Source organism: Sporosarcina sp. FSL K6-3508 (assembly GCF_038615825.1).
In the GTDB taxonomy this organism is placed as follows: domain Bacteria; phylum Bacillota; class Bacilli; order Bacillales_A; family Planococcaceae; genus Sporosarcina; species Sporosarcina newyorkensis.
The window spans coordinates 2,325,421-2,340,684 of record NZ_CP152016.1; the positions used below are offsets into that span (position 1 = coordinate 2,325,421).

General features: G+C 43.4%; 18 protein-coding genes. 4 read left to right on the forward strand and 14 right to left on the reverse strand.

Translation table 11 applies throughout. The features are described 5' to 3' along the window. Positions 1-43 precede the first annotated feature (43 nt). The 3 genes from MKX97_RS11425 to MKX97_RS11435 form a co-directional block, all read right to left on the reverse strand. Positions 44-484, reverse strand: coding sequence for a hypothetical protein (locus MKX97_RS11425; RefSeq protein WP_078818106.1), 441 nt, complete (start codon positions 482-484; stop codon positions 44-46). Positions 485-493: 9 nt separating this feature from the next. Continuing rightward, positions 494-826, reverse strand: a complete 333-nt coding sequence (locus tag MKX97_RS11430; RefSeq protein WP_342536004.1) for an ASCH domain-containing protein — start codon at positions 824-826, stop codon at positions 494-496. 186 nt (positions 827-1,012) lie between these two features. Further along, positions 1,013-1,750: a FixH family protein gene (locus MKX97_RS11435; RefSeq protein WP_342536005.1), complete on the reverse strand. Its 738-nt coding sequence runs from the start codon at positions 1,748-1,750 to the stop codon at positions 1,013-1,015. Positions 1,751-1,903: 153 nt separating this feature from the next. On the opposite strand from MKX97_RS11435, the gene MKX97_RS11440 reads away from it, so the two are divergent. From MKX97_RS11440 to MKX97_RS11455, 4 genes are all read left to right on the forward strand, one after another. Then, positions 1,904-2,584 (forward strand): response regulator transcription factor, encoded by a 681-nt coding sequence (locus tag MKX97_RS11440; protein WP_221837841.1) that lies wholly within the window; start codon positions 1,904-1,906, stop codon positions 2,582-2,584. After that, a complete protein-coding gene (locus MKX97_RS11445; protein WP_078818110.1) occupies positions 2,581-3,990 on the forward strand; it encodes a HAMP domain-containing sensor histidine kinase in 1,410 nt (469 codons plus the stop codon). The genes MKX97_RS11440 and MKX97_RS11445 overlap by 4 nt, the downstream gene beginning before the upstream one ends. Before the next feature lies 1 nt (position 3,991). Further along, complete coding sequence (locus MKX97_RS11450) at positions 3,992-4,552, forward strand: SCO family protein (RefSeq protein WP_040759328.1); 561 nt, start codon at positions 3,992-3,994, stop codon at positions 4,550-4,552. A 76-nt stretch (positions 4,553-4,628) separates the two neighbouring features. Next, the gene (locus MKX97_RS11455) at positions 4,629-4,994 is read left to right on the forward strand and encodes a hypothetical protein (RefSeq protein WP_078818112.1); all 366 of its coding nucleotides are present in this window, start codon (positions 4,629-4,631) and stop codon (positions 4,992-4,994) included. Positions 4,995-5,008: 14 nt separating this feature from the next. On the opposite strand, the gene rlmN is transcribed toward MKX97_RS11455, so the two are convergent. The 11 genes from rlmN to hisZ all read right to left on the reverse strand — a co-directional run bounded on the left by rlmN (position 5,009) and on the right by hisZ (position 15,185). Continuing rightward, positions 5,009-6,085 carry a 23S rRNA (adenine(2503)-C(2))-methyltransferase RlmN gene (rlmN, locus tag MKX97_RS11460; RefSeq protein ID WP_009497821.1) on the reverse strand — a complete coding sequence of 359 codons (1,077 nt, stop codon included), beginning with the start codon at positions 6,083-6,085 and terminating at the stop codon, positions 5,009-5,011. A gap of 80 nt (positions 6,086-6,165) precedes the next feature. Continuing rightward, positions 6,166-6,339: a hypothetical protein gene (locus MKX97_RS11465; protein WP_009497822.1), complete on the reverse strand. Its 174-nt coding sequence runs from the start codon at positions 6,337-6,339 to the stop codon at positions 6,166-6,168. 222 nt (positions 6,340-6,561) lie between these two features. Continuing rightward, positions 6,562-7,914 carry a cyclic 2,3-diphosphoglycerate synthase gene (locus MKX97_RS11470; protein WP_040759331.1) on the reverse strand — a complete coding sequence of 451 codons (1,353 nt, stop codon included), beginning with the start codon at positions 7,912-7,914 and terminating at the stop codon, positions 6,562-6,564. Positions 7,915-8,133: 219 nt separating this feature from the next. Continuing rightward, the gene (gene hisC, locus MKX97_RS11475; protein ID WP_342536007.1) at positions 8,134-9,195 is read right to left on the reverse strand and encodes a histidinol-phosphate transaminase; all 1,062 of its coding nucleotides are present in this window, start codon (positions 9,193-9,195) and stop codon (positions 8,134-8,136) included. After that, complete coding sequence (gene hisIE / locus MKX97_RS11480; protein ID WP_078818116.1) at positions 9,188-9,838, reverse strand: bifunctional phosphoribosyl-AMP cyclohydrolase/phosphoribosyl-ATP diphosphatase HisIE; 651 nt, start codon at positions 9,836-9,838, stop codon at positions 9,188-9,190. Before hisIE ends, hisC begins: the two co-directional genes overlap by 8 nt. Then, positions 9,831-10,595, reverse strand: coding sequence for an imidazole glycerol phosphate synthase subunit HisF (hisF, locus tag MKX97_RS11485; protein ID WP_078818117.1), 765 nt, complete (start codon positions 10,593-10,595; stop codon positions 9,831-9,833). The genes hisIE and hisF overlap by 8 nt, the downstream gene beginning before the upstream one ends. After that, a complete protein-coding gene (gene hisA / locus MKX97_RS11490) occupies positions 10,582-11,307 on the reverse strand; it encodes a 1-(5-phosphoribosyl)-5-[(5-phosphoribosylamino)methylideneamino]imidazole-4-carboxamide isomerase (RefSeq protein WP_221837788.1) in 726 nt (241 codons plus the stop codon). The genes hisF and hisA overlap by 14 nt, the downstream gene beginning before the upstream one ends. Before the next feature lie 164 nt (positions 11,308-11,471). Next, on the reverse strand, positions 11,472-12,056 hold the full coding sequence (gene hisB / locus MKX97_RS11495) for an imidazoleglycerol-phosphate dehydratase HisB (protein WP_078818119.1): 585 nt from the start codon (positions 12,054-12,056) through the stop codon (positions 11,472-11,474). Then, positions 12,056-13,336, reverse strand: coding sequence for a histidinol dehydrogenase (gene hisD, locus MKX97_RS11500; protein ID WP_342536009.1), 1,281 nt, complete (start codon positions 13,334-13,336; stop codon positions 12,056-12,058). The genes hisB and hisD overlap by 1 nt, the downstream gene beginning before the upstream one ends. After that, on the reverse strand, positions 13,333-13,968 hold the full coding sequence (gene hisG, locus MKX97_RS11505) for an ATP phosphoribosyltransferase (RefSeq protein WP_221837793.1): 636 nt from the start codon (positions 13,966-13,968) through the stop codon (positions 13,333-13,335). The genes hisD and hisG overlap by 4 nt, the downstream gene beginning before the upstream one ends. Further along, positions 13,956-15,185 carry an ATP phosphoribosyltransferase regulatory subunit gene (hisZ, locus tag MKX97_RS11510; RefSeq protein ID WP_176132575.1) on the reverse strand — a complete coding sequence of 410 codons (1,230 nt, stop codon included), beginning with the start codon at positions 15,183-15,185 and terminating at the stop codon, positions 13,956-13,958. The genes hisG and hisZ overlap by 13 nt, the downstream gene beginning before the upstream one ends. Positions 15,186-15,264 lie beyond the last annotated feature (79 nt).

The window sequence follows — 15,264 nt, forward strand, 5'->3', positions numbered from 1 at the left end:
AGATGTGCAGCTTTATACACATCTCTTTATGCGTTATGTAATTTTACCAAATGGATGGTTTTTGTACCATTAACCATAACATGATCATGAGTAATCCAATATAAATCCATGCAGTTCGACGTAATTTGTTGAGGATCATATGTCGATCCATGCCGGATTCATGGAATCTTTTCAGAACAGATGAAAAACCAGTTGCCAGAAAGACAGCAGACAGCAGCATGATAACTAGCGTGAGGATCACCCAGGAGCTATGCCATGGCCACGGACCGAATAGAATGAGCAATGCGCCTGTCACAACCAACACGTGGCCTGCATGCATGACGAGTCGGATGATCACTCGGATGAACGCCAGATAAATGTCTTCCGCTTCTGCTTTGGCAGTGCGCAGCCGACGAATCAGCGGCAACAGTAGAAATAAGGGTCCTACTGCAATGACAGCCGATACTACGTGCGCAAAGACAACCGCTCCGTAATAGAGACTCATAGGTTTACATCATTTCTGAAGAGGGCTGTATTCGTGCACCCATACTTTCATCTGTGGAAGCCAAGGCATTTTTTCGTGAATGGAGAGCATGGTTTGTTTGTAGTCCTCAACTGTTTCGTGGCCTTCTGATTTGGCATCTTCATCCGTTAGTTCTCCAAGAGTTTGTTCATAAAGTTTGTCGATGCTATACTCTTTTCCTTCAAGTGTCATAATTTCGCCCGGGTACGCGTAGACGCCATTTCGTCTAGTTGCCCACTTTTTACCATCAAGCACTTTTTGTACATCTTCAGGAATTGTGACCAGTCTTTCGATCGAACATGTTTTTTCAGGATAGTTTGTCATGTGAATACTCCTCCAAGTTAACTATATTATTACTACTCATGTCATTGTAACGCTTTCTTCGGGATAATTCGAGTTTAATATTTATCAGTGATTCTCTTTATGAGCGGCCGCTGTTATAAGAGCGCAAAGGCTGTCACGGAAAGCCAAGTTGCTCGGACTTTCTGTGACAGCCTCGTTCTTCTCAAGTTATTTCACTTCAACCGTGTGTTCTTCATGTTCATGAAGTTCATCATTTTCGATGTGGATCGTTACTTTATATGTGCCGGCTTTTGGGAAATTATAATTGGCTATGTATTCGCCTGGTTTCGTCTCTTCTGTATCTGCCCATTGAATTTCATTGGCCGGATCTGCGATTTCATAGCGGATGTTTGTGTTTTCCAGTGCTTTTCCTTCAAGTTGTACATGTGTCATTAATTCCGTTTCAGATCCTGTTTTCGCTTCTTCCGGCTGCACAAAGTGGATCGCCAATCCTTCTGTTGCTTCATGGTCATGATGGTCAGTAGCTTCTGCTTCTGATTCAGCTTGAGCTTCGCCGATTCGGATTTGTTTTTCAGGCATGATATGCATTCCGCGGGCTGTCACATGGACTTGCACATGATAGATTCCATCCTGTTCAAAAGTCGTTTCTGCCGAATAAATCCCTTTTTTCTCGTTCGTCGACTCGACATGGATACTGTCGTCTTTCTTTCCTTCTTCCCAAATTTCAAATTCCACTTCCGTTGCATCTTCCACTTCTTCATTGCCTTGCATTACAAGAGCAGACACGGTGACTGGTTCATTCGCTTCAGCTTGCTCCGGCACAGTCAATTCCACTTCAAGTGGTTCAGGCAGTGCTGCATCTGTCGGTACGTCTTCCTCTTTTCCGCAAGCCGCGACAACAGCAAGCATGGCAACACCCAACATAAAAATTACGAAACGTTTCATTTTTCATTCTCCTATCTATTCGTTTAGCTGTTATGATTATAAAATACGATTGCGAAATTTGAATGAAGTTTCGACAACTTCTTGAAAGTTCATTCAGACTTCACAACTTTTCCGGAAAATTGATCTATAGATAGAGTAACGAGTGGAGGGCCCATAATGAATTACACGATTTTAGTGATTGATGATGAACCGCAAATGCGTGATTTAATCCGCATGATTCTTGAAGACGCGGGTTATATGGTAATCGAAGCGGGTGATGGATTACAGGCGTTATCTGCTTTGAAGCAGCACGACATTCATTTATGTATCGTCGATGTCATGATGCCTTATATGGATGGCTTTACGTTCGCGGAAGAAGTGAAACGTACGTCCACTGTACCGTTGATTTTCTTATCAGCAAAAGGTGAGGAATGGGATAAGATCCAAGGATTGAAGCTTGGCGGAGATGATTATATTGTCAAGCCGTTTATGCCGGGGGAACTTGTTGCACGGATTGAGGCCGTACTGCGCAGGACATATCGGCTGAATCCAGATCCACAAATGTTGCAGGCAGGCCCATTAACGATTAATGAGGACGCCCACACTGCGCATATTAACGGAAAACAACTGAATCTGACGCTAAAAGAATTCGGTCTGTTATTGCTGCTGACAAAGCATAGCGGTCGCGCCTATTCACGCGAACAATTGCTGGAATTGGTTTGGGGGGATGATCACCAAAGCAGCGAGCGGACAATCGATACACATATTAAAACATTGCGGCTGAAACTCGGCGATGCAGGGAAAATGATCGAGACGGTCTGGGGGATCGGCTATAAACTTGAGGCTTCTAAATGAAGAACTTAAGCCTCAGCAAAAAGATGATGCTGGTTTTTTTAGGAAGCATCGCTTGTACGATTTTATTCTCCTTCTTCTTCATTCACTATCTTTACACGGATCTGTACAAAGAACGGATCAAGGAGTCCATCATTTATCAGGGAAATCGCACTGCCGCACATTATCATTACGGCGAATTGAGCGATTCGATCATCGAAAAAATCCAATGGTACAATATTGTCTCCGAATACGAGATTATTGTCGTCGATCGGCTGGATGACCTGACTTCTTATTTCCCTTATCAACTCGATTATCAGTCTCTTGTCACTGAGAGTGACCAGGAGATATTAGCCACAGGACAATCTGTAATGAAGGAAGGGTATGTGGAGGAACTGAAACGCGAAATCTTCGGCGGAATTTTCCCTATTAAAGGAGAAGATGGGCTGATCGGGTTCATTTATATCTACGTTCCGCTTGCTGCCATTCAGGACGTCTTTCGAGCTAGTTTACCGATCATGATCGTTGTCGGTGTGGTTTTTTTCTTTATTTTATTTTTGATCTTACAGCGTGTGTGGCGCTCTTTATTTGACCCATTAAAAACATTGCAGGCGTATTCGGAAGAAGTATCAAAAGGTGATTATTCCAATCGATTAAATACAGGGCGAGACGACGAAATCGGCAAATTAGCGACGGCTTTTAATTCGATGAGTCATTCGCTTGCAGAACAAGATCAGCGAAAAAAGGAGTTTACTTCGAATATTGTTCACGAACTGCGGACTCCGCTGACTTATATTAGTGGATATGCACAACTTTCGAGAGATAAAATCGATCGTTCACCTGAAGAAGTGAAGCAGTATTTGTCGACGATTGAGAAAGAAACGGAGCGGCTAAAGAAGTTGATTCATGACTTGGTGGAGCTAAATCATTTGGAGCAGGATTTTTATACATTAGAGAATGAACCGATTGCGATTGCCCAACTGTTGTTTGATACACTCGAACTTTTTGCGATTCGTATGGAGGGAAAAGGAATTCATTTACAGACGTCCATTGACGAGGAATTGATTCTGCAAGGAGATCCTAAACGACTTCAGCAAGTGTTTTACAATACGATCGACAATGCAGTAAAGTACGCGCAGCAAGAGATTACCATTTTATTAATGGCAAATGAAAAAGGAGTACAATATGAAGTTTCCAACGATGGAGTGACGATTGGAGATGAAGACGTGGAAAGGATCGGAGAACGTTTTTTCCGTACGGATAAGGCACGAAATCGAACAACTGGCGGATCGGGACTTGGTTTGTCGATCGTAAAAGAGATTGTCCGGCTCCATCAAGGGACATTTGAAGTGTCCAACAAAACGACAGATACGACAGTAACGATTAAGCTGCCCGTCGCGCCGGAGCTAGCGCAAAGGAGTGAAGTATGAAATGAAACGACTCACCCCCTTCATATTGTTGATAGTTTTGCTTCTCTCCAGTTGCAGTGAACCGCTCGAACGCGGTAAAAAAGTCCGTGATTTCACTTTTATCGATCAAAATGGAGAACCGTACGGTACGGAACAATTGGCTGGTACGCCATGGATTGCTGATTTTATCTTTACGTCCTGCACAACGATTTGTCCTACGTTGACGAGCGAAATGGCATCGCTTCAGAAAATGTTGAAAGAGGAAGGTCTGGACGTACAGTTCGTGTCTTTTTCCGTTGATTCAGAAGTCGATGAACCAGCCGTCTTGAAAAAGTATATTTCCAACTTCACGGATGACGAATCCGACTGGCATCTGCTGACTGGCTATTCTCAATCTGAACTCGAAGCATTTGCGCGAGAAGAATTTCAAACATTCGTACTGAAGCACGACTCCTCTAACCAAGTTGTGCATGGCACCAATTTTTATCTGATGGATTCAGAAAGTTATATCCTGAAGGAATACAATTTTTCAAATGAAACGTATAAAGAAGAGCTGCGGAAAGATTTGAAGCGAATTAAATGATCGGCGGCCGGTAACGAAAGACATGACGACCGGCTTCGATTCCGCTATACTAGTTGATGGAAAGCAGGTGTACGTGTTGGATTCTCGTTATTGGAAAATCGGTTTCTTCACCGGTTTAATTTCATTCGTGTTGCTCATCTTAGGTGTTCGTACCGTGCTCGGTCATGAACTCATCGTCAACAATTACTTGACGTTCGCGGTATTCGGGCTGATTGTAGGCATCGTCAGTTCGCTGTTGCTTTTTTATCAATTACATATTGCCTTTAAGATGTTTATGGTCGTTCTCGTGTTAGCGTTTGCGGAAATGTTCCGGAGCTTCATCATGATGGACAATGAATTTTCAGAAGCCATCGGGATGCTGTCACTGTTCATCATTTCTTCATTCGGACTGGCGATCTCTGTTATCATTCAATTTCTTGTCAAATTATTGAAGAAAAAGTAAAGCCGGCTGGAGAATTATTCTCCGACCGGCTGTTTTTTTGTTGTTTTAATTTGCTTACTGCGTAATTGACCACAAGCTGCGTCAATATCTGTTCCATTTTCCCAACGGACACCGCAATTAATGCCTTTACGTTTCAATGCTTCATAAAACGACTTGATTGCTTGCGGCTCACTGCGCTGATACTGACCGTGTTCATCGACAGGATTGTAAGGAATCAAGTTAACATAAGATAGATGACGTTTATCCGCGAGTAACCTTCCGAGTTCTTCCGCTTCTTTAACATGGTCATTGACATCGCGTAATAAAATATATTCAAATGTGATTCGGCGATTCGTTGTTTCCAAATAATAATTGATTGCGTCCATCAATTTTTCAATTGGAAATGCTTTATTGATTTTCATGATTTTCGAACGCAATTCATTATTTGGTGCGTGCAATGACACTGCCAAGTTGATCTGGATATTCTCTTCGGCGAATTCTTTGATCTTCTCCGTCAAGCCACTCGTAGATACGGTAATATGGCGCGCTCCGATCGATAGACCTTTTTGATCGTTGACGATATGAAGGAAGTTCATTAAATTTGTATAGTTATCGAACGGTTCTCCGATTCCCATGACGACGATATGGCTGACACGCTCGTCTTCCCCTTTTTCATCAAGATGTTCTTGAACTTTCATGATCTGTCCAACAATTTCCCCTGCATCGAGGTCTCGGTTTTTACGCAATAACCCACTCGCGCAGAAACTGCAGCCAATATTACAGCCGACCTGTGTCGTCACACAGACGGAATAGCCGTATGGAAATTTCATCAGGACAGTTTCGATCAAGTTACCATCTGTCATTTTAAAGAGGAATTTCACCGTACCATCTTGAGATACTTGCTTGACGTTCTGTTCAAGCGTTTGGATCGTAAAGTGCTCGTTTAATAAGTCACGCGTATCTTTACTGATGTTTTTCATTTCATCGAATGACAGCACGCGTTTTTTATATAGCCAGTCCCACACTTGCGCCGCGCGGAACTTTTGTTGTCCGTGTTCTATGAAGAAGTTTGTCAATTGTTCGATTGTCAAACCGTATATGGATTTTTTCATTTAGTTTCTGGCCTCTTTTCAAAAATTGCAATCCTGTTATTATACTACAGGATTGCACAAAAAGGAACAACCGATTTGGTCTATTCTTGCTGTTGTTTTTCGGTTCTAAGTTTCACATAAAAGGCAACAAGATTCAGGAATGCGAGCACGACAAAAAGAATGCCCATTTTCGTTTGTCCCGCAGATATTCGATCATAGGCAAAGTACACCATAATGAGACCGATGACGAGATCGGTAATTTTGGATTTCAACATATTGGTTCCCCCTTATTCACCTATCAGTATAGCAGAAAAGCCTGGCACCCGAGCGAAAAAGTCGTCGAACCGAACCAATCAACCATCAAACCGCACGTAACTAGAGCACAACCGAACAAATCCCTGGTAGAAGCGAGCCAAGCTAAGCGCCGACCGCACCAAAAAAACGCATCAGCCACCGAATTTTCATTCAGCGCAGATGCGTTCACAGTTCAGATCAACTTATGCTTTTGTAGCTGTCAATTGATGCTTTTCAATGAAATCTTCCAGCACCGTTTCAAGGTTCGGGCTGCCAATTTCTTCCAGATCGTAATAGACACGTGTGCAAGGCTTGTTGATGTTGATAACACGGGAAAGGTCCATCGGTGTTCCGATAATGACTGCGTCACAATCCGCTGCATTGATTGTAGCTTCGAGGTCTTTCAATTGCTGCTCGCCATATCCCATTGCCGGCAAAATACTCTCGATATGTGTGTATTTATTAAACGTTGTGATCAAGCTGCCAACTGCAAATGGACGTGGGTCGACGATTTCAGTCGCCCCTAGACGTTGAGCTGCGATGACACCTGCGCCTAACTTCATTTCACCGTGCGTCAATGTCGGGCCGTCTTCCACGATCAGAACGCGCTTGCCTTTGATGATTTCAGGATTGTCTACTGAGATTTTTGATTCGGCTTTAATGATTGTGCTGTTTGGAGCCGCAAATTTAATATTGTTTTCAACAGTCTGGATTGCCTCTTCAGACGCACTGTCGATTTTATTGATGATCGAGACATCTGTCGTACGCAAGCACACTTCTCCTGGGTAATACTTCAGTTCGTGTCCAGGACGGTGCGGGTCAAGAACAGTGATCGCTAAATCCGGCTCGTAGAATGAAAAGTCGTTGTTGCCACCATCCCAGAGGATTACGTCACAGCCATCCGGATCATTTTCAGCAGCATCCAAGATATCCTGGTAGTCTACTCCTGCATAGATAATGTTGCCACGAGAAACATGCGGCTCATATTCTTCCATTTCTTCAATTGTACAATTATGTTTTTGGAAGTCTTCCACAGTCGCGTAACGTTGAACTCGCTGTGCAGCCAAGTCACCGTAAGGCATTGGATGACGAATCGCCACAACTTTCAAGTCATGTTCAAGCAATGTCTCGATAATTTTACGTGAAGTCTGGCTTTTTCCTGTTCCCGTTCTCACGGCACAGACCGAAATGACCGGCTTATTACTTTTAATCATCGTCGCTTTTGATCCAAGCAATGTGAAGTTCGCACCTGCTGAATTGACGATGGCGCCAAGTCCCATGACCGCTTCATAGCTAATATCACTGTAAGAGAATACACATTCATCTACTTTTAGCTCTTCAATTAATTTAGGTAATTGATCTTGTGAATAAATTGGAATGCCTTCAGGGTAAAGTTCTCCCGCCAGTTCAGCCGGATACTTACGTCCATCGATATCAGGAATTTGTGTCGCTGTGAAGGCGACAACGTTGTACTCCGCCTTGTTACGGTAGTATGTATTAAAGTTATGGAAGTCTCTTCCTGCTGCGCCAATGATAATTATATTTTTAGTTTTCATGATTTCATCTCTCCAATCGAGCTTCTTTTTATTATTATAAGACATAATGTATAATAATACAATAGGAAACGTAAAAAAATACATTGGATCGTATAGATATACACGACGCGGCAGACTATTACTAGTTCAAACACTTGGTATGACAATGTTTTAAGATATTTAAAGTTGTATGCATAAATAAAAACCATTCTAAATCAGAATGGCTTTTTATTACTTTATTCATTTTATCAGTTGCTTCAGCGCTTCCACTAACACTTCCATCTGTTCATCCGTACCGATCGTGATGCGCAAATAGTTGTTAATTCCTTCTTGATCAAAGTGCCTCACCAAGATTCCTCGTTCTTTCAATTGTTCATACAGTACCAGAGCGTCTAGATTCGCCGGCTTTGCAAATAAAAAGTTCGCATCAGACGGCACCACGTCAAATCCCATTTCACGTAATGACTGCACGCACCGTTCTCTTGTCCGGATAATTTTCTTCGTGCTTTCCGAAAAGTATGCATGATCTTGAAATGCTGCAGTTGCTCCTGCCATCGCCAGTCGGTCAACCGTGTAGGAATTGAACGAATCTTTAATCCGTGTTAGACCTTCAATCAGTTCGGGTTGTCCAAGCGCAAATCCTACACGCAGTCCAGCAAGCGCCCGGGACTTCGAAGTCGTTTGGATGACAAGCAAATTGTCATAACGATCAATCAACTTTATTGCGGAAGGACCTGCAAAATCTATATAAGCTTCGTCTATGACCACCACTTGATCACGATTCTGTTGCAAGATCCCTTCGATCACATCGAGATCTGCATAGATACTCGTCGGAGCGTTCGGATTTGGTAAAATTACTCCCCCGTCCGATTGAAAAAAATTTTCCATGGGCAATGTAAAATCTTCATTCAACGGTACTTTTTCAAATGGTATATTGAAGATCTTCGAATAGACCGGATAAAAGCTATAACTGATTTCCGGAAACTTAATCGTTTTTCTCGGTTCGAAAAAAGCCATGAAAGAGAACGCCAACACTTCATCGGAACCATTTCCGACAAATACTTGTTCTTTCGTCAGTCCATATGTATCTGCGATTGTATGTCGCAGTGGATCGGCTGTCGGTGAAGGATAACGCTGCAAAGAATTATCGTCGAGAGCCTTTTGAATCGCCGCAAGCACTTTTGGGCTCGGGGGATATGGGTTTTCATTGGTGTTTAGTTTGATGATATCTGGCTGATTCAATTGCTCGCCCGGAACATAAGGCTCAGTCCGTTTGGCAACTGTGCTCAGAAATCTACTCATTTCGCAACACTTCCTTTTTCGGTCTTCTTTTGCGCAGCACTTGCTGAACGTCTGATAGATCGACATCTAGAATATTCATCAAGACGAGCGTGTGATAGATCAAGTCTGCGATTTCATTGGATACTTCTTCTTTATCTGCATTTTTCGCTCCAATTACCACTTCCGTCGATTCTTCTCCAACTTTCTTCAATACCTTGTCAATGCCTTCATTGAATAAATAAGTCGTATAAGAACCTTCAACTGGATACTCTTTACGATCAGCGATTTCGTCAATCACTTCATAGACAACTTCACGCAAAGATTCCTCCTGCTCCATTGCCTTCGTGAAGAAGCATGTTTTCCTACCTGTATGGCAAGCCGGGCCTTGAGGTGTCACTTGAATGAGCAATGTATCCTGGTCACAATCCACTGAGATCCGCTTTACTTGCTGGCGATTGCCGGAAGTTGCTCCTTTATTCCAAAGTTCTTGTCTCGAACGGCTGTAGAACCAGGTTTCATTCGTTTCTAACGTCTTCTCAATTGCATCTTTATTCATATAGGCGAGCATTAAGACTTCCCCTGTTCGATCGTCTTGCACGATTGCGGGTAGCAAGCCTTTGTCGTCAAACTTAAGGGCGTTGATGTCAAGTGTCATATTAGTCATTCCTCACTGCAATATTTTCTTCTGCTAAATATTCTTTCAGTTCCCGAATATTAATTTCATTAAAATGGAAAACAGAGGCTGCAAGTGCCGCGTCGGCTTTGCCTTTTGTCAGAACGTCTTTGAAGTGTTCAGGTTTTCCAGCGCCGCCGCTTGCGATAATTGGAATACTAACCGCTTCTGCCATCGCATTATTTAAGGCAAGATTGTACCCGTCTTTCACGCCATCTTCATCGATGCTATTAACGACCAATTCGCCTGCGCCCAAGCTCTCCATTTTCTTCGCCCATTCGATGGCGTCAATTCCTGTCTCTTCCATACCACCCTTTGCGTATACCGACCATTCCTTATCGCCTGTCTGACGAATGTCCATCGACAGCATGACGCGTTCCGATCCGTATTTATCAGCAACTTCCTGAATCAATTGGGGATTCGTCAAAGCTGCACTGTTGATGGAAACTTTATTACCACCAAGTTCAAAAATTTTGTCGACATCTTCCAATGTACGGATACCGCCGCCCACGATGAATGGGACCGGCACCTCTTTTGCGATTTCTTCGATTAAATCTAAAAACATACCGCGATTTTTCGTTGAAGCAGAAATATCATAGAATACGAGTTCATCCGCTCCGTCAGCAACATATTTCTTTGCTAAAGTAAGAGGATCCGCTACTTCCTGAACGTCTAGAAACTTTTTCCCTTTTACGACTTTGCGATTGTCTACATCCAAGCATGGAATGATTTTTTTAGTTGCTGACATAGCTGTCGTCCCCCAGTAATTTTTCTAAAGATAATTTGCCTTCGTATAGTGCTTTCCCGATAATCGCTCCATACATGTCTTGTGCAGCAAGTTTCTGAATATCATTCTCCGTCGAAACCCCGCCTGAAGCGATAATATCAATAGAAGATGCTTCGTTCATCACTTGCAGTTCCTCGAAATTCGGTCCTTGCAACATGCCGTCTTTCATAATGTCAGTGTAGACGACTGTTTTGACGCCGATTTTCGCCAGGTCTTGCAACAGATCGACTGCTTTGACGTTGCTTGTTTCAGTCCAACCGTCAGTTGCGACTAGACCGTTGCGTGCATCGATGGAAACCGCGATTTTCTCACCGTATTTTTCTACGGCTTGCTTTAGGAATTCTGGATTTTGAATTGCTGCTGTGCCGATGATGACGCGTGAGACGCCGCTTTCGATGTGCGAGTCAACAATGTCCATAGTGCGGATGCCTCCGCCTACTTGTACAGGAATTATAACGGCTCGCGCGATGGCTTCAATTGCTTTTTTGTTTAGCGAGTCGCCGGTTTTGGCGCCGTCAAGGTCGACAACATGAATGTATTCGGCTCCTTGTCTTTGCCATTCTATTGCCATGTTGGTTGGCGAGTCATTATAGATTATTTCTTGACCGTAGTCTCCTTGGATCAGACGTACGCATTTGCCGCCTCTAATATCGATTGCTGGAAATAAAATCATCAATTAGTCCCCCTAATAGATTAAGTGTAGGTTTCTGGCACCGTTGATCTGCGCTGCAGGCGGACGCTTTCCGCTCCGATCAACTAGTGCATATCTCTACTTTGCTTACTTCGCTCATATTCTATTGAAAAATTAAGCCCGAAATAGTATAGAATAATTTCATCTTACAAAGTTCCCTTAGTAGAAGGAACGCCCTTAATTTCCGGGTTGATGGTGCTGGCTATGCGCAAGGCGCGGCCGAAGCTTTTGAATACCGATTCTATGATGTGATGTGTATTTTTTCCATAGTCTAAGTTGATATGTAATGTGACGTTAGCATGGCTTGTGAAGGCGATGAAGAATTCTTCCACGAGTTCGGTGTCGAAGTTGCCTACTTTATCTTTCATTCCGTCGACGTTAAAGACGAGGAATGAGCGGCCGCTGATGTCGATGGAGGCGGTGGATAGGGCTTCGTCCATTGGTGTAGATACCATTGCAAAACGTTCGATTCCTTCTTTGGTACCGATGCATTTATTGAAAGCTTGTCCGAGCACGATGCCGACATCTTCTACTGAGTGGTGCTGGTCGACTTCGATGTCGCCGTCACATATCACAGTTAAATCAAATCTTCCGTGCTTCGCGAAGGCAGTCAGCATATGGTCGAAAAACCCGACGCCTGTCTGAATCGTTGTCTTGCCTGTGCCGTCCAATGAAAAGTCCATTTCGATGGATGTTTCGCCTGTTTTACGTGAAATTTGTTGTTTGCGCATTAATATCCTGCCTTTCGTACTTTGATCGAGTTGGCGTGCCCTGTCAGTTGTTCAGACTCAGCTAGAATAATGATATCATCCGCCACCTCAGCCAGTGCGCTTTCCGAATAATAGATTACACTGGACTTTTTCATAAAATCATAGACACCTAGAGGGGAAGAAAATGCCGCTGTACCGCTTGTAGGCAAGGTGTGATTCGGTCCTGCCATATAGTCTCCGAGGGCTTCCGGTGAATGTTCACCAAGGAAAATCGCACCTGCATTGCGAATCGAAGCCAAATGCTCCATTGGATTATCGATCATCAGCTGTAAATGTTCTGGTGCCAGTCGATTGACAAGTTCAAATGCTTCTTGCAATGTGTCGACAAGAATGATACGTCCAAATTGCTCAATCGATTGCGTCGCAATTTCTTGACGGTCTAGTTGTGCTAGCTGGCGTTCGATTTCTGCTGCAAGTTTACTTGCAAATACTTCACTCGTTGTGACACAAACTGCTGCTGCTCGCTCATCGTGTTCTGCTTGCGACAGCAAATCCGCTGCTGCGTAGATTGGATTTGTATTGTCATCCGCCACGACGCAAATTTCGCTCGGGCCCGCAATCATATCGATCGCGACGTCACCAAATACCCATTTCTTCGCTCGTGCTACATAGGCATTACCAGGTCCAGTGATTTTGACGACTTTATCAATCGTCTCTGTTCCGTATGCAAGAGCCGCGATCGCTTGGGCTCCGCCTACTTTATAGATTCGATCGACACCTGCTTCTTTCGCTGCCACCAAGACGTGAGGATTTATTGTCCCATCACGCTGAGGTGGTGTAACCATGGAAATTAACCCGACACCGGCGATTTTTGCAGGTAATGCATTCATTAGTACAGTAGAAGGGTACGCCGCTTTTCCGCCTGGTACGTAAATACCGACACTATCAATAGGCGTTACTTTCTGACCGAGCACGATGCTTTCATTCGGATTCAAAAACCAAGATTGTTCTTTCTGGGCTTCGTGATAGCTTGCGATCCGTTGCTTTGCTGACCGCAGTGCATGATAAAATTCTTCGGATACTGCTTGTTCTGCTTCCTGGATTTCCTCTTCGCTGACCATCAAGTTATCTAGTTTTACACCGTCAAAGCGCTCGGTGAAATCAAGAACTGCTCTATCGCCTTCCAAACGGACTATTTCTATAATCGATAAGACATTTCGATCGAATTCCAAATCTAGCTGACTCGAATCACTTCGTTGCAGCAACTCTTCCTTAAATTCAGTTCCGCGAATCGTTTTCATGCGCGCACCTCCAGTCCTTCTCTCATATCTTTTATGAACTGCTGGATGTCCGCAGTTTTCGTTGCATAGCTGGCTTTATTGACAATTAAACGCGCACTGACTTCAGCAATTTCTTGCAGTACAACAAGCCCGTTTTCTTTCAAAGTCGTCCCCGTCTCGACAATATCAACGATGACGTCTGACATACCGATCAACGGTGCCAGTTCGATGGAGCCGTTCAATTTGATCATCTCTGTCCGAATTCCTTTTTTATCAAAGTATTCTTTTGCCACTGCTGGATATTTAGAAGCGACCGTTAAAAATGGCATCTCATCCACAGGTGTTCCCGGGAACCCGGCTACTGCGAGTTTGCATCTGCCAATGCCTAGGTCCAGTAATTCATAGACATCACGCGGATCCTCCATCATGACATCCTTCCCTACTATACCGACATCGGCCGCTCCATTTTCCACATATACCGGTACATCTACGGCTTTGACAAAAATGAGTTTGATCGTTTGCTTGTCATCATAAATGACGAGCTTTCGACTTTCATCTGTGAAATCCGAGAATCGAACGTCTGACTTTTCAAGGAAATCCATCGCTCTGTCCGCCGTGCGCCCTTTCGCCATGGCAACTGTTAAATAGTCCATTCAGGTACCCCTTTCTTGCGTACAATCAAGTCCAGCAAATGTTTAAAATCTACAAATTCTGTTGTCTCTTCTTCTATCAGTTGATTCTGCTGTTGCGTGAGATGAATTGTATAAAGACTATCTTGTATTTGAAGCGGATGCTTCATTGGTTTAGATATCACGCGATATTCCCGCTCTCTCAATTCATTCGTTATGTCGATGGCGTATTTCATCCGGCTTTCTTCATAGAAAACCGTTATATCTATGCTATAACGCTCGGTCAACTCTTTATGCGTCGCGGCTTTTACTAAAGAATCAATTTCGCAAGCAAAACCGACAGCAGGTAATTTGATACCAAACTCTTCACTTAATGCATCGTATCGACCACCCATCAGTACAGGTTTACCGAAGTTTTCGACATAACCTTGGAAGATAATGCCTGAATAATAGCCCATATGATTGATCAAACCAAGGTCGATGACGATATGTTTTTTTAATCCATATAGTTCAACTATTTTATATGTTTCCTGCAAGTATTCGATGGCTTGTTGTACCGAATCGCTGACTTGAAGATTTAGTAGTCTTTCAAACACATGAGCCGGTGCACCGTATAACAGCGGCAATTGTTCGAGCACCTCTTTGACAGTTTGATCTATGGACAATTGTTCTAGGAAAGGACCGATTTCCACAATATTCTTTGCTTGAATCAATGTCTTCAATTCAGCTGTCTGCTCGCATGTCAGTTGCAGATCCGCAATCAATTCAGTAAAAAATCCAGCATAACCAATTTCTATTTTCACATCCGAGAAGCCTACGTCTCTCAATGCGTGGCAGGCCAGCATAATCGTTTCTGCGTCAGCTTCTGGAGAACTTGGACAGTAGTACTCCACGCCTGCCTGAGTCTTGCCGATTTTTTCGTTTTCCTGAAAGGTTTGTCTAAAAACTTCCTGGACATAATAGAAACGCATTTCTTCTGGCAAGTTGCCGTTTAGCTGAACAAGTTGCTGAGTTAATGGAATCGTTACATCCGGCCGTAATACTAGTACTTCGCCCGTGTAATCAATCACTTTGATCATCTCATTTTGATTGATCGACGTACGCACATTCGAATACAGATCGTATCGCTCAAACGCAGACGTTTTGATCCGCTTGTAACCATATGTAGTGAAACGTTTGCTCAACGTCCCGATGATCTTTTCATGTTTCTCATGTTCATTCGCTAGAATTTCAGAATACAAAATAGTTCTACCGCCTTCCATCCGTTCAATACTTCACTACTTTACTACGCTAAAGTTAATTATTACTATACTGCTTATA

What these genes read in the sequence shown, in the direction of transcription:
- MKX97_RS11425 (WP_078818106.1), bottom strand. Translation starts at nt 484, where the DNA reads ATGAGTCTCTATTACGGAGCGGTTGTCTTTGCGCACGTAGTATCGGCT.
- MKX97_RS11430 (WP_342536004.1), bottom strand. Translation starts at nt 826, where the DNA reads ATGACAAACTATCCTGAAAAAACATGTTCGATCGAAAGACTGGTCACA.
- MKX97_RS11435 (WP_342536005.1), bottom strand. Translation starts at nt 1,750, where the DNA reads ATGAAACGTTTCGTAATTTTTATGTTGGGTGTTGCCATGCTTGCTGTT.
- MKX97_RS11445 (WP_078818110.1), top strand. Translation starts at nt 2,581, where the DNA reads ATGAAGAACTTAAGCCTCAGCAAAAAGATGATGCTGGTTTTTTTAGGA.
- MKX97_RS11450 (WP_040759328.1), top strand. Translation starts at nt 3,992, where the DNA reads ATGAAACGACTCACCCCCTTCATATTGTTGATAGTTTTGCTTCTCTCC.
- rlmN (WP_009497821.1), bottom strand. Translation starts at nt 6,085, where the DNA reads ATGAAAAAATCCATATACGGTTTGACAATCGAACAATTGACAAACTTC.
- MKX97_RS11465 (WP_009497822.1), bottom strand. Translation starts at nt 6,339, where the DNA reads ATGTTGAAATCCAAAATTACCGATCTCGTCATCGGTCTCATTATGGTG.
- MKX97_RS11470 (WP_040759331.1), bottom strand. Translation starts at nt 7,914, where the DNA reads ATGAAAACTAAAAATATAATTATCATTGGCGCAGCAGGAAGAGACTTC.
- hisC (WP_342536007.1), bottom strand. Translation starts at nt 9,195, where the DNA reads ATGAGTAGATTTCTGAGCACAGTTGCCAAACGGACTGAGCCTTATGTT.
- hisIE (WP_078818116.1), bottom strand. Translation starts at nt 9,838, where the DNA reads ATGACTAATATGACACTTGACATCAACGCCCTTAAGTTTGACGACAAA.
- hisF (WP_078818117.1), bottom strand. Translation starts at nt 10,595, where the DNA reads ATGTCAGCAACTAAAAAAATCATTCCATGCTTGGATGTAGACAATCGC.
- hisA (WP_221837788.1), bottom strand. Translation starts at nt 11,307, where the DNA reads ATGATTTTATTTCCAGCAATCGATATTAGAGGCGGCAAATGCGTACGT.
- hisB (WP_078818119.1), bottom strand. Translation starts at nt 12,056, where the DNA reads ATGCGCAAACAACAAATTTCACGTAAAACAGGCGAAACATCCATCGAA.
- hisD (WP_342536009.1), bottom strand. Translation starts at nt 13,336, where the DNA reads ATGAAAACGATTCGCGGAACTGAATTTAAGGAAGAGTTGCTGCAACGA.
- hisG (WP_221837793.1), bottom strand. Translation starts at nt 13,968, where the DNA reads ATGGACTATTTAACAGTTGCCATGGCGAAAGGGCGCACGGCGGACAGA.